The sequence below is a fragment of the Streptomyces sp. NPDC051569 genome (genome assembly GCF_044454085.1).
Lineage (GTDB): Bacteria > Actinomycetota > Actinomycetes > Streptomycetales > Streptomycetaceae > Streptomyces.
This window is the reverse complement of record NZ_JBITDJ010000004.1, coordinates 87,349-106,372: the sequence shown is the minus strand read 5'-3', so window position 1 is coordinate 106,372 and position 19,024 is coordinate 87,349. Positions and strand designations below refer to the sequence as shown.

Here is a 19,024-nt window from a genome sequence, read left to right as displayed (position 1 = left end):
CTCAGAGCGAGCTGAGCGCGAGGCCCGGCGGTCCCCGCCGTCCTACGGAATGCACCAGGAGCCGGGTACGGGACAGCTGCGGGCGGCCCGCCGGGCAGGCCCGGCGTACGGCGGCGCGCACGGTCCCCGCCGTGGCGGCGGCGATCAGCAGCGGCCGGAAAGCGAACCCCGCCACGGCCCGCACCAGACCGGACAGCGCCGACTCGCCGTGCCGCAGCCAGGCCGCGGCGAGCAGCCCGATCGAGACATGGGCGGCGAGCAGCAGCCAGGGCAGGGCCGGGGTGGGGGAGTTCAGCAGCGTGGCCGCGGCGCCGTCGGGCGAGGCCACGCCGGGCAGCCGCGTACCGAGGCCGCCCCCGCACAGGACGTCGAGGCCGACCGAACGCAGCGACCCCGCGACGGGGCCGCCGGCCGGTCCGTAACAGAAGCTCTGGCCGCTGGTGAAGACCGTGTCGGCGGCCAGTTCGAGGGGGACGAGCAGGGCGGCGATCCGCCAGAAGCCGCGCTCGCGGCCCGCCGCCGCGTAAGCGAGCAGGAACACCACGGCACTGAGCGCGGCGACGACGGGCAGCGGCAGCGGAGCCCGGGACAGCAGGACATGCGAGCCCGCGGACAGTGTCACGACGAGTGCCGTGAACAGTGCTGCCCGCGCCACTCTGAGTCGCGTCCCTGATATGTCCATCCTCGCCGAGTGTGCCATGGGCCCCCGTAAACGGTCCCTAAAGTTCCGCTCGGCCCCGTCCGGCGGACCCCCGCGGCACGCCCTACCGGAGCCGGCCGTTGCGGAACAGGTCGACGAAAATCTGGTGGTCGGCCCTGACCCGGGCTCCGTAGGAGTGCGCGAAGTCCACCAGCAGCCCGGCGAAACCGTCCTCGTCGGCCGCGATCGCCGCGTCGATGGCCCGCTCCGTGGAGAACGGCACCAGCGAGTGACCGCTGTCGTCGTCCGCCGCTCCGTGCATGGTGGCCGTCGCCCTGCCGAGATCGGCGACGACCGCCGCGATCTCCTCGGGGTCGTCGAGATCCGACCAGTCGAGATCCACGGCGTACGGGGAGATCTCCGCCACCAGCTGGCCGGCCCCGTCCAGCTCGGTCCAGCCGAGCCACGGATCGGCGTGCGCCTGGAGCGCCCGCTGCGAGATCACCGTGCGATGGCCCTCGTGCTGGAAGTACTCGCGGGCCGCGCTGTCCGAGATGTGCCGGGAGACCGCGGGGGTCTGCGCCTGCTTCATATAGATCACGACGTCGTTCTCCAGGGCGTCGCTGTTGCCCTCCAGCAGGATGTTGTACGAGGGCAGCCCCGCCGAGCCGATGCCGATGCCGCGCCGGCCGACGACATCCTTCACGCGGTACGAGTCGGGCCGGGACAGGCTGGACTCGGGGAGGGTCTCCAGATAGCCGTCGAAGGCCGCGAGGATCTTGTACCGGGTGGCCGCGTCCAGCTCGACGGAGCCCCCGCCCGGTGCGAAGCGCCGCTCGTACTCCCGGATCTCGGTCATCGAGTCGAGCAGCCCGAAGCGGGTCAGGGAGCGGGCGGAGCGCAGCACCGAGAGCAGCGGGCCCACCGCGGTGTCCAGCGAGAAGGGCGGAATCTCGTCGTTCTTGGCGCCGGTGGCCAGCGCGCGGATCCGCTCACGGTAGGCGCCCGCGTAGATCTCCACCAGCTCGGTGATCTGCTCGTCGCTGAGGGCCTTGGTGTAACCGATGAGCGCGAGGGAGGCGGCGAAGCGCTTCAGGTCCCAGGTGAAGGGGCCGATGTACGCCTCGTCGAAGTCGTTGACGTTGAAGATCAGCCGGCCGTTCGCGTCCATGTACGTGCCGAAGTTCTCGGCGTGCAGGTCGCCGTGGATCCACACCCGGCCGGTGCGCTCGTCGAGGAACGGGCCCCCGACGCCCTCCCGCTCCAGGTCCTTGTAGAACAGGCATGCGGTGCCCCGGTAGAAGGCGAACGCGGACCCGGCCATCTTCCGGAACTTGACCTGGAAGGCGGCTGGATCGGCCGCCAGGAGCTCACCGAACGCGGTGTCGAAAACGGCGAGGATCTCCTCGCCGCGCTGTGCGTCAGCTGCTTCAACGGGTCGCGGTACCGACATCGCGGGGTGCCTCCTGGTACATGACAATCGGGCGGACATACCGGCGGAGCGCCGGCGCGGCCCTTGCGGACGCGGCCGGAGCGCCGTCCGAAAGGGCAACGCACGACGCTCCGCGCGAGTGCCCACTCTCCGTCAGTACCGCAATGTCGTCCGCTCCGTGCCAGGACGCGGACAGGCTCTCAGGCCACGCCGAGCCAGACGTCGGGCCCGAAGGTGCCCTTGATGTCGGAGGCGACCGACAACGGGTCGACCAGGAAGCCCAGTTCGTACACGACCGTCTTGTCCGGTGTCTGTACCCGCAGCCGTACGGGGCTCTCCCCCCGGTGCGAGTTCAGGATGCGCTTCAGCTCCTTGACGGTCTTCTCGTGCACCCGGTGCGAGCGGAAGACGAGCTGCACGGGAGGCCGGCCGCCGTGTTCGGCGGACGAGACGTCCAGCTCCGCCAGTTCCTGCGCGATGATGTTCATCGTGCCGTCCCGGTCCTGCGCGCGGCCGGTGACCGAGACGACGCTGTCGGGGATCAGCGCGTGCCCCACCAGCTGGTACGAGGCCGGGAAGAAGCACACCTCGATGGCGGCGTCACGGTCCGCGAACGTCACGGTCGCCCAGGCGTTGCCCTGTTTGGTCATGCGCCGTTCGACCCCGGTGATCAGACCCGCGATCTTCACCGGACCCTCGTGGTTGGAGGCCAGGATCTCCGCGACCGTGATGTCCCGGTTGCGCGACAGGATGTGCTCGGTGCCGTCCAGCGGGTGGGCGGAGACGTACAGGCCCAGCATCTCCCGCTCGGTGGCGAGGAGTTGCTTGCGCGGCCACTCGTCCTCACCGATCAGGAAGTCCAGACCGAAGGCGGGGGTGTCCTCGCCCGCGTCGCCGAGCCCGGCGAAGAGGTCGTCCTGGCCGAAGGCGGCCTGCTTCTTCACCGGGATGACCGCGTCGATCGCGTCCTCGTGCGCCGCCGACAGACCCTTGCGGGTGTGGTCGAGCGAGTCGAACGCACCCGCCTTGATCATGGACTCGACGGCCCGCTTGTTCAGCGCGGCGATCTCCGCCTTGTCGAGGAAGTCGGGGAAGGAGCTGAACTTCCCCTTGGACCTGCGGGTCGCGATCAGCGACTCGATGACGCCGTCACCGACGTTGCGCACCGACTTCAGGCCGAACCGGACGTCCTCGCCGACGGCGGTGAACTCGGCCACGGACTCGTTCACGTCCGGCGGCAGCACGTTGACACCGTTCTTCCGGGCGTCGGCGAGATAGATCGCCGCCTTGTCCTTGTCGTCGGCGACCGAGGTGAGGAGCGCCGCCATGTACTCGGCGGGGAAGTTCGCCTTGAGATAGGCCGTCCAGTAGGAGACCAGTCCGTACGCCGCCGAGTGCGACTTGTTGAACGCGTAGCCGGCGAACGGCACCAGGACGTCCCACACCGCCTGGGTCGCCTCGTCCGAGTAGCCGCGCTCCCGGCAGCCGGCCTGGAAGGGGACGAACTCCTTGGCGAGCACCTCGGGCTTCTTCTTGCCCATGGCGCGGCGGAGCAGGTCGGCCTGTCCGAGGCTGTAGCCGGCGAGTACCTGGGCCGCTCGCTGCACCTGCTCCTGGTAGACGATCAGACCGTACGTCGGGCCGAGGACCCCCCGCAGCGGTTCCTCCAGCTCCGGGTGGATCGGAGTGATCTCCTGCTGGCCGTTCTTGCGCAGCGCGTAGTTGGTGTGCGAGTTCATGCCCATCGGGCCCGGCCGGTACAGCGCGGAGACGGCGGAGATGTCCGCGAACTCGGTGGGCTTCATCAGCCGCAGCAGCGACCGCATCGGCCCGCCGTCGAGCTGGAACACCCCGAGCGTGTCACCCCGGGCCAGCAGTTCGAACGTCGTCGGGTCGTCCAGAGGGATCGCGTCGGTCCGGATCTCCACCCCCCGGTTGGCCTTGATGACCTTGACGGCGTGGTCGATGATGCCCAGGTTCCGCAGACCCAGGAAGTCCATCTTGACCAGCCCCATGTTCTCGCAACTGGGGTAGTCGAAGCCGGTGATCTTGACGCCGTCCTTGGCCCGCATGTGCAGCGGGATCCGGTCGGTCAGCCGCGTCTTGGACAGGATGACGGCGGCGGCGTGCACACCGGTGTTGCGAATCAGGCCCTCGACGCCCTTGGCGCCCTCGATGACCTTCCTGACGTCCGGCTCGTTCTCGAACATCTGCCGGACCTCGCCGGCCTCGCCGTACCGGGGATGCTCCTTGTTGAAGATCCCCTCGATCGGGATGCCCTTGCCCATCACGTCCGGCGGCAGCGCCTTCGTGATCCGCTCACCGTGCGAGAAGGGGTAGCCGAGCAGTCGCGACGTGTCCTTGATCGCGTTCTTGGCCTTGAGCTTGCCGAAGGTGTTCACCAGCGCGGTGTACTCGTCGCCGTACTTCTCGACGACGTAGCGGACCATCCGGTCGCGCTGGCGGTCGTCGAAGTCGATGTCGACATCCGGCGGGTTGATGCGCTCGGGGTTGAGGAAGCGCTCGAACAGCAGATCGTGTTCGATCGGGTCCAGCTCGGTGATCCGGGTCAGATAGGCGACCAGCGAACCGGCCGCGGAACCTCGGCCGGGGCCGACCGGGATGCCGTTGTCGCGGGCGTGCTTGCAGATGTCCGCGACGACGAGGAAGTACGAGGAGAAGCCCATCGGACCGATGACCTTCATCTCGGTCTCGATCCGGTCCAGGACCTCCTGGCTCGGGTTGCCGCCGAACCGGTACTCGATCCCCTTGACGATCTCCCGGCGCAGCCACGACTCCTGCGTCTCGCCCTCCGGGACGTCGGGGAACTGCGGCATCTCGTCTTCCGGGTCGAAGACCTCTTTGTACGACTCGATGCGCTCGGCGATCAGCAGGGTGTTGTCGCACGCCTCCGGCAGCTCCGAGAACAGCTCGCGCATCTGGGCGGCGGTCTTCAGGTAGTAGCCGGCGCCGTTGAACCGGAACCGCTTCGGGTCGTCCTTGTTCTTGCCCACGCCGATGCACAGCAGGTTGTCGTGCGCGTCGGCGTGCTCTTCGAGGACGTAGTGCGCGTCATTGGTCGCCAGCAGCGGGATGCCGAGATCCTTGGCGAGCCGCAGCAGACCCTGGCGGACCTCCTGCTCGATGGAGAGACCGTGGTCCATCAGCTCCAGGAAGTAGTTCTCCTTACCGAAGATGTCCTGGTAGGAGCTCGCGACCTGGCGCGCCTCGTCGTACTGGTTCAGCCGGAGCCGGGTCTGGATCGCCCCCGAAGGACAGCCGGTCGTCGCGATGATGCCGTCGGCGTGCTCGGAGATCAGCTCCATGTCCATGCGCGGCTTGCCGGCCGGGAACTGCCCCGTGTACGACGCCTCGGTCGACAGGTAGAACAGATTCCGCAGGCCCTGGGAGTTCCGCGCCCACATGGTCATGTGCGTGAAGCGGCCGCCACCCGAGACGTCCTTGGAACCCTCACCGTCGTCGGACATGGCGCGCTGGCCGCCTGGCCCCCAGAACTCCTGCTTGCGGTTGCGCCGCGAGGACGGCGCGACGTACGCCTCGATCCCGATGATCGGTTTGACGCTTTCGAAGTCCCTGGCCACCTGCTGGAACTCGTACGCACCGAACATGTTGCCGTGGTCGCTCATCGCCACCGCCGGCATGCCCTGGCGCTCGACCTCGGCGAACATCGGCTTGAGCCGCTGCGCCCCGTCGAGCATCGAGTATTCGGTGTGATTGTGCAGGTGAACAAAGCTGTCGGCCACCGGGCAGGCACCTCCGAGGACGGGTCGTGGGAAGGATCCACCCTAACCCTCGCGACGCGGCGGCACGCCGGGCATCAGGGGCCCCCGAGGCCCGTCGGTGAGGGCGGGTGACGGTGACCTCGGGCTATGACGCAAAGTTGCTTCAGGGCTCTCGCGCGTAGCCGCCCGCGTCGTGCGACGGCGCCGCGTCCCCCTGCCTCCAGAACGCGTGAGGGGCACACCCGGTAACGGGCATGCCCCTCACGCGTCGGTGAAACGCGGCGCGTCGGTCGGCGCGCCGGTCCAGGCGCGTCAGTTGTGGCCGAAGCGCTTCTGCCGCCCCTTGTGGGCGACGTCCGACGGGGTTATCCGCGACTGCACGTCGTCGGACCGCTCCTCCATCGACGAGGACTTCGACTGTTCGGCGCCGCGCTCGGCGGCGGAACGGGTCTGCTTGTTGCCACGATCCCGGTTCTTGTTCTTGGCCATGATCATGCCTCCTGCGGGGTTGAGAGGGCTCAGCCGCGTTCAGACTCACATAGGCCGCGAAACATCGCATTTTGGATCATTGCCCTGCGTAGTGAAGCCCTGTCGGGAGGGTGAGCGGCAATACGCCACGCCGATGATCGAGTTCCGGACGTCAAGCCTCCCGCCGTCGGGCAGACTCGAAGGAAACCCGCAGTAACTCCCCATCTCACGATCTCCCGAGGTTCCCGAAAGAGGGTGGAACACGTGGACCGCTGCGTCGTCCTGGTGGACGCCGGCTATTTGCTCGGCGCCGCCGCGAGTCTCCTCGCCGGAGAACCCGCCCGGTCCCGCATCACCGTCGACCACGCCGCCCTCATCCTGGGTCTGCGCGAGCGGGCCGAGGCCGATACGGAACAGCCCCTGCTCCGCATCTACTGGTTCGACGGTGCCCCCGACCGGGTCCCGCAGCCCGAGCACCGGCGGCTGCGCGTGATGCCGCGCGTCACCGTACGACTGGGGGCTCTCACCCGCAGCGACGGTCGCTGGGCGCAGAAGGGCGTCGACGCGGCGATGCACGCGGAGTTGACCGAACTGGCCAGGAACCGCGCCTGCTCGGACGTGGTGCTGGTGACCGGCGACGGCGATCTGCTGCCCGGCCTGATGTCCGCCAAGGAGCACGGCGTCGCCGTCCACCTCTGGGCGGTGCAGGCCGCCGACGGCGACTACAACCAGTCCGAGGACCTGGTCGCGGAGGCCGACGAGCGGCGGGTGCTCGACCGGGCCTGGATCACCAAGGCGGTACGCGCCAAGGACCTGGGCGGCATCTGCCCGCCCCCGCCCGCCCCCCGGCCCGAGATCGCGGCGATCCTCTCCGCGCCGCTGCCCGAGTCCGCGCTCGCCGCGTCGGCGGAGCGGGCCGCCGAGGCCCAGGCCGCCGCCGGGCGGGGCGGCGCGACGACCCCGCCCGCCGAACACGGCTCCGACAGCCACCCCGGCGTCGCGGGCGCGAAGGGCGTCCCCACCCCCAAGGACCTGGCGAGCCTGCGCGGCCCCGCCCTCGCCCACCCGCCGGCCCCGCACCCGCCGGCCCCGCACTCACCGGGTACGCCCCCCACGGGCGCGACACTCCGCTGGTCCTCCGACAAGGGCTGGGTCGAACGCCCCGGCGCCGGCACGGCCGGCGAACCGCCCGAGACGGCCTCCCTGCCCACGCTGGCGCAGCTCACCAGCGCCGAGCAGCGCTGGGCCGACCGCGAGGAGGACATCACCACGGTCGGCGGCGACCCCTTCGAGGTCGGGCAGGTCTTCGCCCGCCGCTGGATGGAACGACTGCCGGAGTCGAGCCATGTCCAGAAGCTCTCCGTGATGTACCCGCGCGTCCCGCACCGCATCGACGGCGAGCTGCTGCGCTACGCGGCGCGCTTCGGCCTGCTGGCCCACAAGGACGACCAGATCGACGAACACGACCGCTACGCGATCCGGGCCGGCTTCTGGCGCGAGATCGACGTAAGAGCCGCGGCGGAACACGCCTCGGTGGGCCCGGCCGCCGAATAACGCCCGGGCCGGAGCCGGGCGACCGGAACCCGTCGCCGTCCCCCGGCGGGGGCGTAAAGCGCCCGGAGGGGAACCGAGCCCCCGAAAAAGGCAAGACGCAGTCGACCCCGTAGGCTCGGGCATCGTGAGTACGGTGTGCGTGGTGCGCGATGTGGTCAAGACGTACCCTGCCGCGCGCGGCAGACGCGGGGCCCCCGGGACCCCGGCGGTGCGCGCCACCGACGGGATTTCCCTGGAGGTGCGGCGCGGCGAGATCTTCGGCCTGCTCGGACCCAACGGGGCGGGCAAGTCCACGCTCGTGCGTCAGCTGACGGGCCTGATGCGGCCGGACTCCGGCAGCGTCGAGGTGCTGGGGCACGATCTGGTGCGCCATCCGGAGCGGGCCTCGCGGCTCATCGGCTATCTCGGGCAGGAGTCGACGGCGCTCGATGAGCTGACTGTCGCGCTGGCCGCCGAGACCACCGGCCGGTTGCGCGGGCTCGGGCTGCGGGAGGCGCGGGCGGAGCGGGACGCGGTGCTCGTGGAGCTGGGGCTCACCGAGATCGCGGGACGGCCGCTGAAGAAGCTGTCGGGCGGGCAGCGCAGGCTGGCCTGTTTCGCGGCGACCCTGGTGGGGGAGCGGCCCGTTCTCGTCCTCGATGAGCCCACCACCGGCATGGACCCCGTCGCGCGGCGCGCGGTGTGGGCCGCTGTGGACCGGCGGCGCGCCGAGCGCGGCGCGACGGTGCTGCTCGTGACCCACAATGTCATCGAGGCCGAGACGGTTCTCGACCGGGTGGCCGTGCTGGAGCGTGGCAAGGTCATCGCCTGTGACACCCCGGCCGGGCTGAAGGAGCAGGTCGCCGGTGAGGTGCGGGTCGAGCTGGTGTGGCGTGAGCGCGCCCCGCTCGACGTGCCCGAGGTCGCGGCTCTGCGCGGGTCCGCCCAGGAGTCGGGGCGCCGCTGGGTGCTGCGGCTCGCGCCGGACGAGGCGCGCGCGGCGGTCGCCGCCGTGACCGGCGGCGCGGCTTTCGCGGCGCTGGACGACTTCACGTTGGCCACACCGAGCCTGGAGGACGTATATCTGGCACTGGGCGGAGAGACGAGGGGACTGGTGAAGGCGTGAGCGGCGGTACGGGCACGGACCCCGGCCACGTCCCCCTCGCGCGGCCGGTGTCCCGGGATCCCATGACGAAGAGGAGCAGCACCAGGTGAGCATCGTGCCCGCGGAGGCCTTGTCCGCGAGCGGCCGTGTCCGGACGTCGGCGGAGCCTCCCGCCGACGCGTACGGTGCCGCGCCGGCGCCTCTCGCGCCCCGGGCGCGGCTGCTGCCCTCACTCGCCGCGGTGTACCGCGCCCAGCTGTCGCGGGCCCGGGTGGCCCGGATCCCGTTGCTCTTCGTGGCGACGTTCCAGTCCGTCGGGATCATGGTCCTGATGCGGGGTGTCGTGGACGGCGGGAACGAGGCGCGGGCGGTCGTCGCCGGGTCGAGTGTGCTGGTCGTCGCGTTCGTGGCGCTGAATCTGCTCGCCCAGTACTTCGGCCAGATGCGGGCCAGTGGTGGTCTCGACCATTACGCGACCCTGCCGGTGCCACCGGCTGCCGTGGTGCTCGGCGTGGCCGGCGCGTACGCCTCCTTCACGGTGCCGGGCGCGGTGGTCACGGCCGTCACGGGCAGCGTCCTGTTCCAGTTGCCGCTCACCCATCTCTGGGTGCTGGTGGCGGTCATTCCGCTGGCCGGCGCGGCCCTCGCGGGGCTCGGCGCGGCGCTCGGTCTGCTCGCGCCGCGCCAGGAACTGGCGACCCTGCTGGGGCAGCTGGGCATGTCGGCGGCGCTGTTGCTGGGTGTGCTGCCCGCCGACCGGCTGCCGGGGCCGATCGCGTACGCGCGTGATCTGCTGCCGTCCACGTACGGTGTGGAGGCGCTGGCCCGGACCTTCGACGCGCATCCGGACTGGCCGGCCGTCGCTCTCGATCTCGCGGTGTGCGCGGCGGTCGGTGTCTTCTCGCTGGCGGTCGCGACGTGGGCGTACCGGCGGGCAGCGGTCCGGTGAGGCGACCCCTGGCCCGGCCTGGCACGATGGCACAGTGACCGCACCTCTGACGCCGCAGGGCGATTCCCGGCAGACGCCGCACGACGATCCCTGGCACAAGCATTCGGCCGACGCAGCGCCCCCTTCCGGCGTGGCGGGCGGGGACGACGAGGGAGGGACCGCTGTGAGGAGCGAGGTGCGGCAGGCCGCCGTGGTGGCCGTCGCGGTCGCGGTGACGGGGGTGCTGCTCGGGCTGCTGTGGGTGTGGCTGGCGCCGCGTGTCCCGCTGATCTCGGACGGTACGGCGGTCTTCCTCAAGGACACGGAGGGCGAGGAGGCGATCGGCGCGGACGGTACGTTCGCGCTGCTGGCACTCGCCTTCGGCGCGGTCAGCGCGGCCGTGGTCTTCCTGTTCCGCAGGCGTGGTGGCATCCCGCTGGTGGTGGGGCTGGCGCTGGGCGGTCTGCTGGGCGCGGTGCTGGCGTGGCAGTTCGGCGGCTGGTTCGGGCCCGACGCGGATGTGGTGCGGGCGGCCAAGGACGCCGGCAAGGGCGTCACCTTCGATGCCCCGCTCGAACTGAACGCGAAGGGCGCGCTGCTGGCGTGGCCCATCGCGGCGATGGTGGTGCACCTGGCGCTGACGGCCCTCTTCGGGCCGCGCGACCCGGAGCCGGAATGGGAGTGGGGGGCGATCCACGGCGGCCCGCAGGGCACGCCGGGCACCGGCCTCCAGGGCGACGACCAGCGGTAGCCCGGCACGTCGTCGGCCCGGATCGCCGCAGCACGGCCCGGGCCGCCACACCACATCACGTCCCGAGGCGGCAACGGACCCGGCACAGCGCTGCACGCCACGGCGCGGCGCTGCACGTCACGGCGCTGCCCGGCACGTCACGGCGTTGCCCGGCACGTCACGGCGTGGCATGTCACGGCCCGGCACGTCACGGTGTGCCGCGGGTCGGCGCCGCCGCCCCGCGTACGGCCCCCGGCCGGGTCAGGCGCGGCCGATGGGGGCCAGGACCGCCGCCGTGAGGGCCGCCAGGTCCGCCGGCGACACCTCGACCTCCAGGCCGCGGCGGCCCGCCGAGACGCAGATCGTGTCGTGGGCCCGCGCCGACGCGTCCAGGACCGTACGCAGCCGCTTGCGCTGGCCCAGCGGGGAGATGCCGCCGCGCACGTACCCCGTCGTACGCTCCGCCGCCGCCGGGTCCGCCATCGCGGCCCGCTTGCCGCCGACCGCCGCCGCGAGGGCCTTGAGGTCGAGCGAGCCGGCGACCGGGACGACGGCCACGGTCAGTTCGCCGTCGACATCGGCGACCAGGGTCTTGAAGACCCGGTCCGGGGAGACACCCAGTGCCTGTGCCGCCTCCTCGCCGTAGGAGGGTGACGCCGGGTCGTGCTCGTACGCGTGCAGGGTGTACGCCGTACCGGAGGCGGTCAGCGCGACCGTCGCCGGTGTGCCTCCTGCCTGCTGCTTCTTGGACTTCTTCGCCAAGGCGCCTGTCCCCCGAGTCGGTTGGGTTCGTGAAGTCGGTGTGGCTCGCGCGCGGGTGCGGTACGCGACGTGGGTGCGGATCGCGCGCGTGGGGTGCGGGCCGCGTGCGTGGGCTGCGCCGAGCTCGGTGGGCGTCAGTTGGGGCTGATCGGGACCTGGGTGTGCTCGGTCATCGGCAGCGAGGGAAGATGCCGGATCACCGCCGTCTCGGCCCGCAGCAGTTTCAGCTCCTCGCGCAGCCGGCTCGCGATGTCCGGGGTCTCCAGCAGCCGCTGCCTCGTCGGGGTGTCGAGCATGGCGGCGGCGGCGACCAGGTACGACACCACCGAGGGCTCGGTGGGCAGCTCGTCGCTCGCGGTGAGGGTCCGCTCGCGCGCCCCGGCCAGCCGCTTCTGGTAATTCATGAACGCGCGCAGGACGCCCTCGGCGAGCGGGCCCGCCTCCTCGCCCGCCTCCTCCGGGAGCTCTTCCAGCTCGGCCGTCAGATACGGGCCGCTCGCGTCGACCGAGAGCAGTCCGACCCGGCTGGTGCCGGTGGCCAGTACCTCGAAGCTGCCGTCGGGCCGCTCGCGGATGTTCGCCGCGTCCGCGATACAGCCCACCGAATGGAAGGCGGTGAGAGGTTCGGGGCCGAAACCGCCGGTGGGCCCGCGCTCGGGCAGGCCGGCCGGGTCCGGCATCCCGGCCGCCGTCGGCACGACTTCGTGCCCGTCGCGGATGGCGACCACGGCGAAGCGGCGCGGCTCGGACTCGTCCGTCTTGAGCAGCTCGCGCATCATCGCGCGATAGCGCTCCTCGAAGACGTTGAGCGGCAGGACAAGGCCCGGGAAAAGCACCGTGTTCAGCGGGAAGAGAGGGAGGCGCGCGGTGGTCACAACGCTCAAGCGTAATGGCCGCGGGGCCTTCTCCGGTCTGCCCGGCCCCGCAAAGGCATGGCTGAGGCCACCTGAAGGCGTACGGCGTCCCGCGTTTCGAGGAACTGACCCAGCGGATCATCGGTGAAACAGGTCCAGGGGAAGGACGTCGCGTACGGGCCGATCAGCCGGAACTGCTCCAGCGCCGCCGTCCAGCGTCCCCGCGCGACCAGGACGTACACCAGCAGATTGCGTACCTCGGCCGGCCAGGGATCGCCGGGACGGTATTCGGCGGAGACCTCGACGGCGAGGTCGGCCGCCGAATCGATCCTGTCCAGCTGTACGGGGGTGGGCTCGCCGCTCAGCAGCCGGTTGAAGGCGGCGCGCAGGGGGAGCGCCCGCACCAGCGAGCCCGGCAGCGCGTCGAACGCCGCCTGCTCGGCGAAGTCGAAGCACTCGCCGTGCGAGCCGTACCACTCGGCCGAGAGGTACTGGAGGGCGGACACGTGGCAGCCGTAGTGGTGCGAGGAGCGGCGTACGGCCCGTTCCCACAGCGACTCGAAGGTGGTGTGGGCGGCGTGCGTGCCGCGCGCGTGGTCGAGCGCGATACGCCAGGGCACCGGGTCGCGCGGGTCGCCGTCGGCGGCCGCGTCGATCAGCGGGCCCGTCTCCCGCAGCCGTTCGGCGCGGGCCGGGGCCTCCCAGGCCCTGCGGACGGCCAGTTCGGCCTTGACGAGCAGCGCGTCCGGGTCGCGGGGCGCGGCGCGCAGCCAGTCGGTGAGCCACTCGTCCCGGCCGTGGGCGAAGGCGGCGAGCCGCGTCACATAGCGGTCGCGGTTCTCCCATTCGGCTGATTCCCGCGTGGTGGCGAGCAGCTTCGCGGCGCGGTCGTAGTCGCCGAGAGCGGCCGAAACCAGTGCGGGGGCGAGCCGCTCGTCGGGGGCGTCGAGCAGCACCGCGTCGTCGGGCGGCAGCCCGCCGGCGAGATGCGGGGTGTGCCGGACCATACGCGCGGTGCCGATCAGGGCACGAAGCAATGACATGGTGCGGACCATTGAAAACCGCAGGTCGTGGCGGCGCCAGAGGGCGGCTGTGAAACTTTGGTAGCGGGCGGATGGTTGTCCCGTCCAAAGTCAAGGCAAGGCAAAGAAAGCGCTCGGGGGGCGACGGGCCGGCCCTCCCGGCGGGTCAGTCCCGTCTCAGGAGGCGGGAGGTGCCCGTCGCGACGGTGGTGGCGAGAATCCACCCGAGCACGATCAGTGCGGCGGCCGCCCACTGCCCGACGCCTTCCGGCCGCCAGTAGCCGTCCTGGCCGAGATTGACCACCGGCACCAGCAGATCCAGGGCGTAGAGCGCGGGATTCCACTGCGGATGCTGCGCGGACTGCATCGGCGGCGGCGCGTAGCGGGAGAAGCCGATCGTGCCCGCGCCCCACAGCACCGCCATCCACAGGGCCGCCCGGCCCGGGCGGTAGCCGTACGCCACCGTCCAGTCCTGGAGGTAGCCCCAGAGCTTCGCCGCGAGCGGCAGCGTCTCGCGCCGGCGCCGCTGCTTGGCGAGCAGCACCTCGCGCGCGTCGGCGTCCTCGCCGCCGGCCCGCAGCACCTGCGCCAGCCGCTCGTACGGCTCGGGGGCGTACTCCGGCGTCGCGGCGGCCACCCACTCCAGGCGCCGGTCGAGGGGGAAGTGGCCGAACGGGACGAGGTTCTCGTACACCAGACCGCCCATGGCCAGGCCGCCGGGACCGGGCCAGCTGGTCGACATGTCGACCAGTGTGACGATCTTCGCGCCGCTCAGCACGACCCGGCCCTCCTCGGCCCGCTCGCACTTGAAGCGCAGCTCCGGCGTGACGATCCTGCGCAGCGACAGCTCCTCCGTGGGCGCCAGGAAGAAACGCGCCCCGTCCAGGTCCACCGCGTCGCCGAACCGTCCGTCGTCCAGCCGCACCCCGCCCCGGCACTCGAAGGGCCGCAGCCGGGTGCCGCGCGCCGGGGTGCCGTCGTAGGCGACGCCGTACGGGGGAGTCGAACCGTCCTCCTCCACCTCCCCGCTCGTCCACGCGCCCGTCATGTGGAGGGTCCGCTCGACGGTCAGACGGGGCGCGTTGAGCGCCCGCCGGTCGCGCGCGGACCGCAGCCGGCTGCCGCGCAGGCTCAGCGACACCCCGACCTTCGCGCCCCGCAGACTGACCTCGCCGTACGTCTCGATCTGTTCGGCCTGGAGGTCCTGCGCGACACACATCCCGTCGGCGGCGATCGCCACGCCGATCCGGTCGGGGCGCACCTCGATCTGGCTGATCAGCAGATCCGTACCGATCTGGGCGTCCGTCAGCCGGATGCCCTGCGCGACCCGGCAGCGCGGCAGGTGCAGGTCGCCCTCGGTGTGCAGCCGCGCGGCCTCCAGCCGGGGGATCGCGCAGGCGGCCATGCGCAGCGTGGTCCAGTGCGACTCGGGCAGCACCACCTCGTTCTCGAAGCGGCAGTGGTTCAGCTCCACGTACGGCGCGATGGTGCCGCCCGCGAGATTCAGCGTCCCGGTGATCTGCACCCCCCGGAGCTTGAGCGCCGCGACCCGGCCCGGCAGCGCGGGCGGCCCGCTGAGCAGCAGCAGAGCCATGACCCGGGCGCGGACGCTGCGGTCCGTGCCCCAGGGGATGTCCGAGAAGGGATCGTCCAGCAGGGGGTCCGAGGTGCTCAGGTCGTACGTACTGCCGTTGCGGAACGCCTGCCACATGCCGAGTTCCGCCGCGCTGAGCCAGTCGGGAGATTCGTCGTTCTGCGGCTCGGTCACTGCCGCCTCCGCTTCCCCGTGATTGCGCACAGATGGTTACAGATGGCCTGTAATAAGCCTTGTTCCCCCTGAGTGATGTGTTGAACGCTCGTGGTGACGGGTGACGTGCGTGGCGTGTATCAGCCAGTGATACGCGCGTCCGGCGGCCTGATCCGGTCTGCGAGAATTGGCCCCGTGATCTCACGAATCGATCTGCGCGGCGACACCCTCCCCGAGGGTGGCGCCCTGCGTGACCTGCTGCCCCGTGCCGAGTTCGACGTGGAAGCCGCCCTGGAGAAGGTGCGGCCGATCTGTGAGGACGTGCGTCATCGGGGCACGGCGGCGCTGATCGAGTACGCGGAGACCTTCGACGGCGTGAGACTGGAGCGGATCCGGGTGCCCGTAGCGGCTCTGACCGACGCTCTGGAAGGGCTCGATCCAGCCGTTCGCGCCGCCCTGGAGGAGTCGATCCGGCGGGCCAGGCTCGTCCACCGCGCGCAGCGCCGCTCCCCGCACACCACCCAGGTCGTACCCGGCGGCACGGTCACCGAGAAGTGGGTGCCGGTCGGGCGCGTCGGCCTCTACGCGCCGGGCGGCCGCTCCGTCTACCCCTCGTCCGTGATCATGAATGTGGTGCCCGCGCAGGAGGCGGGGGTCGAGTCCATCGCACTTGCCTCCCCCGCGCAGAAGGAGTTCGGCGGGCTGCCGCACCCGACGATCCTCGCCGCGTGCGCGCTGCTGGGCATCGACGAGGTGTACGCGGCGGGCGGCGCCACGGCCGTCGCGATGTTCGCGTACGGCACCGACGAATGCCCCCCGGTGAACATGGTCACCGGCCCCGGCAACATCTGGGTCGCCGCCGCCAAGCGCTACTTCACCGGCCGCATCGGCATCGACGCCGAGGCCGGACCCACCGAGATCGCGGTCCTCGCCGACTCCACCGCCGACCCGGTGCACGTCGCCGCCGACCTCATCAGCCAGGCCGAGCACGACCCGCTCGCCGCGGCCGTCCTCGTCACCGACTCGGCCGAGCTGGCCGACGCGGTCGAGAAGGAACTCGCCCCGCAGGTCGCCGCGACCAAGCACGTCGAGGACCGCGTCGTCCCCGCGCTGACCGGCCGGCAGTCCGCGATCGTGCTGGTCGACTCCCTCGACGACGGCCTGCGGGTCGTCGACGCCTACGGCGCCGAACACCTGGAGATCCAGACCGCCGACGCGGCCGGGGTGGCCGGGCGGGTCCGCAACGCCGGCGCGATCTTCGTCGGCCCGTACGCCCCGGTCTCGCTCGGCGACTACTGCGCGGGCTCCAACCACGTGCTGCCCACCGGCGGTTGCGCCTGTCACTCGTCCGGGCTCTCCGTCCAGTCCTTCCTGCGTGGCATCCACATCGTCGACTACAGCAGGGACGCCCTCGCCGAGGTCACCCACCACGTCGTGACGCTGGCGGAGGCGGAGGACCTGCCCGCGCACGGCGCGGCGCTCAAGGCGCGCTTCGACTGGCAGGTGCCCGGCGCATGACCGGTCCCGAGTCAGTCGGCCCAGGAGCATCCGCCACCGGTTCGTCCGGCATCGACGACCTGCCGGTCCGGGACGAGCTGCGCGGCAGGACCCCGTACGGCGCGCCCCAGCTGGACGTCCCCGTACAGCTGAACACCAACGAGAACCCGTACCCGCTGCCCGAGCCGCTCGTCGAGCGGATCGCCGAGCGGGTCGCCGAGGCCGCACGCGGGCTCAACCGCTACCCCGACCGGGACGCGGTCGAGCTCCGCACCGAGCTGGCCGCCTATCTCACCCGCACCGGGAAACACCCGCTGACCACGGCCAACGTATGGGCCGCCAACGGCTCCAACGAGGTCATCCAGCAGCTGCTCCAGACCTTCGGCGGGCCCGGCCGCACCGCGATCGGCTTCGAGCCCTCGTACTCGATGCACAGCCTCATCGCGCGCGGCACCGGCACCGGCTGGCTCTCCGGGCCGCGCCACGACGACTTCACCATCGACGTGGCGGCGGCCCGTACGGCCATCGCCGAGCACCGGCCCGATGTCGTCTTCATCACCTCGCCCAACAACCCGACGGGCACGGCCGTCGACGCCGGCACGGTGCTCGCCCTCCACGACGCCGCCCAGGCGGCGAAACCGTCCCTCGTCGTCATCGACGAGGCGTACGTCGAATTCAGCCACCGCGCGTCCCTCCTGCCCCTCATCGAGGGGCGGCCACGGCTCGTCGTGTCCCGCACGATGTCCAAGGCGTTCGGCGCGGCCGGACTGCGCCTCGGCTACCTCGCCGCGCACCCCGCCGTGGTCGACGCCGTCCAGCTGGTGCGCCTGCCGTACCACCTCTCCGCCGTCACCCAGGCCACCGCGCTCGCCGCGCTGGAGCACACGGATACGCTGCTGGGGTACGTCGAACAGCTCAAGACCGAGCGGGACCGCCTGGTCGGCGAGTTGCGCGCCCTCGGATTCGAGGTCACCGACTCGGACGCGAACTTCGTACAGTTCGGCCGCTTCGAGGACGCCCACGCGGCCTGGCGGCACATCCTCGACCGGGGTGTCCTCATCCGTGACAACGGCGTACCGGGCAGGCTGCGGGTCACCGCGGGCACCCCGTCCGAGAACGACGCGTTCCTCGACGCGGTACGTGATCTGAAGAAGGAGCAGAGCGCATGACCCGTATCGGCCGGGTGGAACGCAGTACCAAGGAAACCTCCGTCATCGTCGAGATCGACCTCGACGGCAGCGGCAAGGTCGACGTATCGACAGGCGTCGGTTTCTTCGACCACATGCTCGACCAGCTCGGCCGGCACGGCCTGTTCGACCTCACGGTCAAGACCGAGGGCGACCTGCACATCGACTCGCACCACACCATCGAGGACACCGCGCTCGCCCTCGGCGCCGCCTTCAAGCAGGCGCTGGGCGACAAGGTCGGCCTCTACCGCTTCGGCAACTGCACGGTCCCGCTGGACGAGTCGCTCGCCGAGGTCACCGTCGACCTGTCGGGCCGCCCGTATCTGGTGCACACCGAGCCCGAGAACATGGCGCCGATGATCGGCGAGTACGACACGACGATGACCCGGCACATCCTGGAGTCGTTCGTCGCGCAGGCCCGGATCGCGCTGCACGTCCACGTCCCGTACGGGCGCAACGCGCACCACATCGTCGAGTGCCAGTTCAAGGCCCTCGCCCGCGCGCTGCGCTACGCCTCCGAGCGCGACCCGCGCGCGGTGGGCATTCTTCCTTCTACCAAGGGCGCCCTGTGACCGGCCTGTCCACCATTCTGATCGTCGTAGGGCTCTTCCTCGCCGGCGGTGTCTACTCCTTCCACAAGCAGAAGCTGCCCCTGGGTGTGATCGTGCTCCTGGGCCTGTGCTCGGTGTTCTGCCTGCTCGCCGGCGTGCTGCGGATCCAGGGGATCTGGGCATGACCAAGAACGTCGTCGTCTTCGACTACGGATTCGGCAATGTCCGCTCGGCCGAACGCGCCCTCGCACGGGCCGGCGCCGACGTCGAGATCACCCGCGACTTCGACCGGGCGATGAACGCCGACGGGCTGCTCGTCCCCGGCGTCGGCGCCTTCTCGGCCTGTATGCGCGGGCTCACCGCCGCCCGGGGCGAGTGGATCATCGGCCGCAGGCTCTCCGGCGGCCGCCCGGTCCTGGGCATCTGCGTCGGCATGCAGGTCCTCTTCGAGCGCGGCATCGAGCACGGCGTGGAGACCGAGGGCCTCGACGAGTGGCCCGGCACGGTCGAGCCGCTCCAGGCCCCGATCGTCCCCCACATGGGGTGGAACACGGTCGAGGCGCCGGCGGACAGCGAGCTGTTCGCGGGGCTCGACGCCGACACCCGCTACTACTTCACGCACTCGTACGCCGTGCACCGGTGGGGCCTGGAGGTCACCAACCCGAAGATCCGCGCCCCCAGGGTCGCCTGGTCCACGCACGGCGAGCCCTTCGTCGCGGCGGTGGAGAACGGTGCACTGTGGGCCACCCAGTTCCACCCCGAGAAGTCCGGCGACGCCGGCGCCCAGCTGCTGACCAACTGGATCGGAACCCTCTGATGCCTCCT

17 protein-coding genes are annotated in these 19,024 nt (G+C 71.3%); 9 read left to right on the top strand and 8 right to left on the bottom strand.

Features of this window, described 5'->3' with window-relative positions; translation table 11 throughout:
• Nucleotide 1: 1 nt before the first annotated feature.
• The 4 genes from ACIBAE_RS08685 to ACIBAE_RS08670 all read right to left on the bottom strand — a co-directional run bounded on the left by ACIBAE_RS08685 (nucleotide 2) and on the right by ACIBAE_RS08670 (nucleotide 6,304).
• Entirely contained in the window at nucleotides 2-682 is a 681-nt protein-coding gene (locus tag ACIBAE_RS08685) for a hypothetical protein (RefSeq protein ID WP_399283209.1), read from the bottom strand.
• A gap of 82 nt (nucleotides 683-764) precedes the next feature.
• Complete coding sequence (locus ACIBAE_RS08680; RefSeq protein WP_399283208.1) at nucleotides 765-2,093, bottom strand: DUF2252 domain-containing protein; 1,329 nt, start codon at nucleotides 2,091-2,093, stop codon at nucleotides 765-767.
• A gap of 179 nt (nucleotides 2,094-2,272) precedes the next feature.
• A complete protein-coding gene (gene dnaE, locus ACIBAE_RS08675; RefSeq protein ID WP_399283206.1) occupies nucleotides 2,273-5,836 on the bottom strand; it encodes a DNA polymerase III subunit alpha in 3,564 nt (1,187 codons plus the stop codon).
• Between the two features lie 291 nt (nucleotides 5,837-6,127).
• The gene (locus ACIBAE_RS08670; RefSeq protein WP_399283205.1) at nucleotides 6,128-6,304 is read right to left on the bottom strand and encodes a hypothetical protein; all 177 of its coding nucleotides are present in this window, start codon (nucleotides 6,302-6,304) and stop codon (nucleotides 6,128-6,130) included.
• A 234-nt stretch (nucleotides 6,305-6,538) separates the two neighbouring features.
• On the opposite strand from ACIBAE_RS08670, the gene ACIBAE_RS08665 reads away from it, so the two are divergent.
• The 4 genes from ACIBAE_RS08665 (at nucleotide 6,539) to ACIBAE_RS08650 (ending at nucleotide 10,600) form a co-directional block, all read left to right on the top strand.
• Nucleotides 6,539-7,837, top strand: a complete 1,299-nt coding sequence (locus ACIBAE_RS08665; RefSeq protein WP_399283204.1) for an NYN domain-containing protein — start codon at nucleotides 6,539-6,541, stop codon at nucleotides 7,835-7,837.
• 133 nt (nucleotides 7,838-7,970) lie between these two features.
• Complete coding sequence (locus ACIBAE_RS08660) at nucleotides 7,971-8,942, top strand: ABC transporter ATP-binding protein (protein ID WP_399283782.1); 972 nt, start codon at nucleotides 7,971-7,973, stop codon at nucleotides 8,940-8,942.
• An 85-nt stretch (nucleotides 8,943-9,027) separates the two neighbouring features.
• Nucleotides 9,028-9,870: an ABC transporter permease gene (locus ACIBAE_RS08655; protein ID WP_399283202.1), complete on the top strand. Its 843-nt coding sequence runs from the start codon at nucleotides 9,028-9,030 to the stop codon at nucleotides 9,868-9,870.
• 34 nt (nucleotides 9,871-9,904) lie between these two features.
• On the top strand, nucleotides 9,905-10,600 hold the full coding sequence (locus tag ACIBAE_RS08650) for a DUF2567 domain-containing protein (protein ID WP_399283201.1): 696 nt from the start codon (nucleotides 9,905-9,907) through the stop codon (nucleotides 10,598-10,600).
• A gap of 240 nt (nucleotides 10,601-10,840) precedes the next feature.
• On the opposite strand, the gene ybaK is transcribed toward ACIBAE_RS08650, so the two are convergent.
• From ybaK to ACIBAE_RS08630, 4 genes are all read right to left on the bottom strand, one after another.
• Nucleotides 10,841-11,341 carry a Cys-tRNA(Pro) deacylase gene (ybaK, locus tag ACIBAE_RS08645; protein ID WP_399283199.1) on the bottom strand — a complete coding sequence of 167 codons (501 nt, stop codon included), beginning with the start codon at nucleotides 11,339-11,341 and terminating at the stop codon, nucleotides 10,841-10,843.
• Nucleotides 11,342-11,475: 134 nt separating this feature from the next.
• Nucleotides 11,476-12,216 carry an LON peptidase substrate-binding domain-containing protein gene (locus tag ACIBAE_RS08640; protein ID WP_399283197.1) on the bottom strand — a complete coding sequence of 247 codons (741 nt, stop codon included), beginning with the start codon at nucleotides 12,214-12,216 and terminating at the stop codon, nucleotides 11,476-11,478.
• 5 nt (nucleotides 12,217-12,221) lie between these two features.
• Nucleotides 12,222-13,250, bottom strand: coding sequence for a hypothetical protein (locus ACIBAE_RS08635; protein WP_399283195.1), 1,029 nt, complete (start codon nucleotides 13,248-13,250; stop codon nucleotides 12,222-12,224).
• 133 nt (nucleotides 13,251-13,383) lie between these two features.
• Nucleotides 13,384-14,928 carry an oxidoreductase gene (locus ACIBAE_RS08630; protein WP_399283780.1) on the bottom strand — a complete coding sequence of 515 codons (1,545 nt, stop codon included), beginning with the start codon at nucleotides 14,926-14,928 and terminating at the stop codon, nucleotides 13,384-13,386.
• A gap of 231 nt (nucleotides 14,929-15,159) precedes the next feature.
• Between ACIBAE_RS08630 and hisD the strand changes: the two genes are divergently transcribed.
• From hisD to hisH, 5 genes are read left to right on the top strand one after another with little or no spacing between them, the layout of a single operon-like run.
• Complete coding sequence (gene hisD, locus ACIBAE_RS08625) at nucleotides 15,160-16,482, top strand: histidinol dehydrogenase (protein WP_399283193.1); 1,323 nt, start codon at nucleotides 15,160-15,162, stop codon at nucleotides 16,480-16,482.
• A complete protein-coding gene (locus ACIBAE_RS08620) occupies nucleotides 16,479-17,630 on the top strand; it encodes a histidinol-phosphate transaminase (RefSeq protein ID WP_399283191.1) in 1,152 nt (383 codons plus the stop codon). The genes hisD and ACIBAE_RS08620 overlap by 4 nt, the downstream gene beginning before the upstream one ends.
• On the top strand, nucleotides 17,627-18,220 hold the full coding sequence (gene hisB / locus ACIBAE_RS08615; protein WP_399283190.1) for an imidazoleglycerol-phosphate dehydratase HisB: 594 nt from the start codon (nucleotides 17,627-17,629) through the stop codon (nucleotides 18,218-18,220). The genes ACIBAE_RS08620 and hisB overlap by 4 nt, the downstream gene beginning before the upstream one ends.
• A complete protein-coding gene (locus ACIBAE_RS08610; protein ID WP_399283188.1) occupies nucleotides 18,217-18,384 on the top strand; it encodes a hypothetical protein in 168 nt (55 codons plus the stop codon). Before hisB ends, ACIBAE_RS08610 begins: the two co-directional genes overlap by 4 nt.
• A complete protein-coding gene (hisH, locus tag ACIBAE_RS08605; protein WP_399283186.1) occupies nucleotides 18,381-19,016 on the top strand; it encodes an imidazole glycerol phosphate synthase subunit HisH in 636 nt (211 codons plus the stop codon). Before ACIBAE_RS08610 ends, hisH begins: the two co-directional genes overlap by 4 nt.
• The last annotated feature ends 8 nt before the right edge of the window (nucleotides 19,017-19,024 follow it).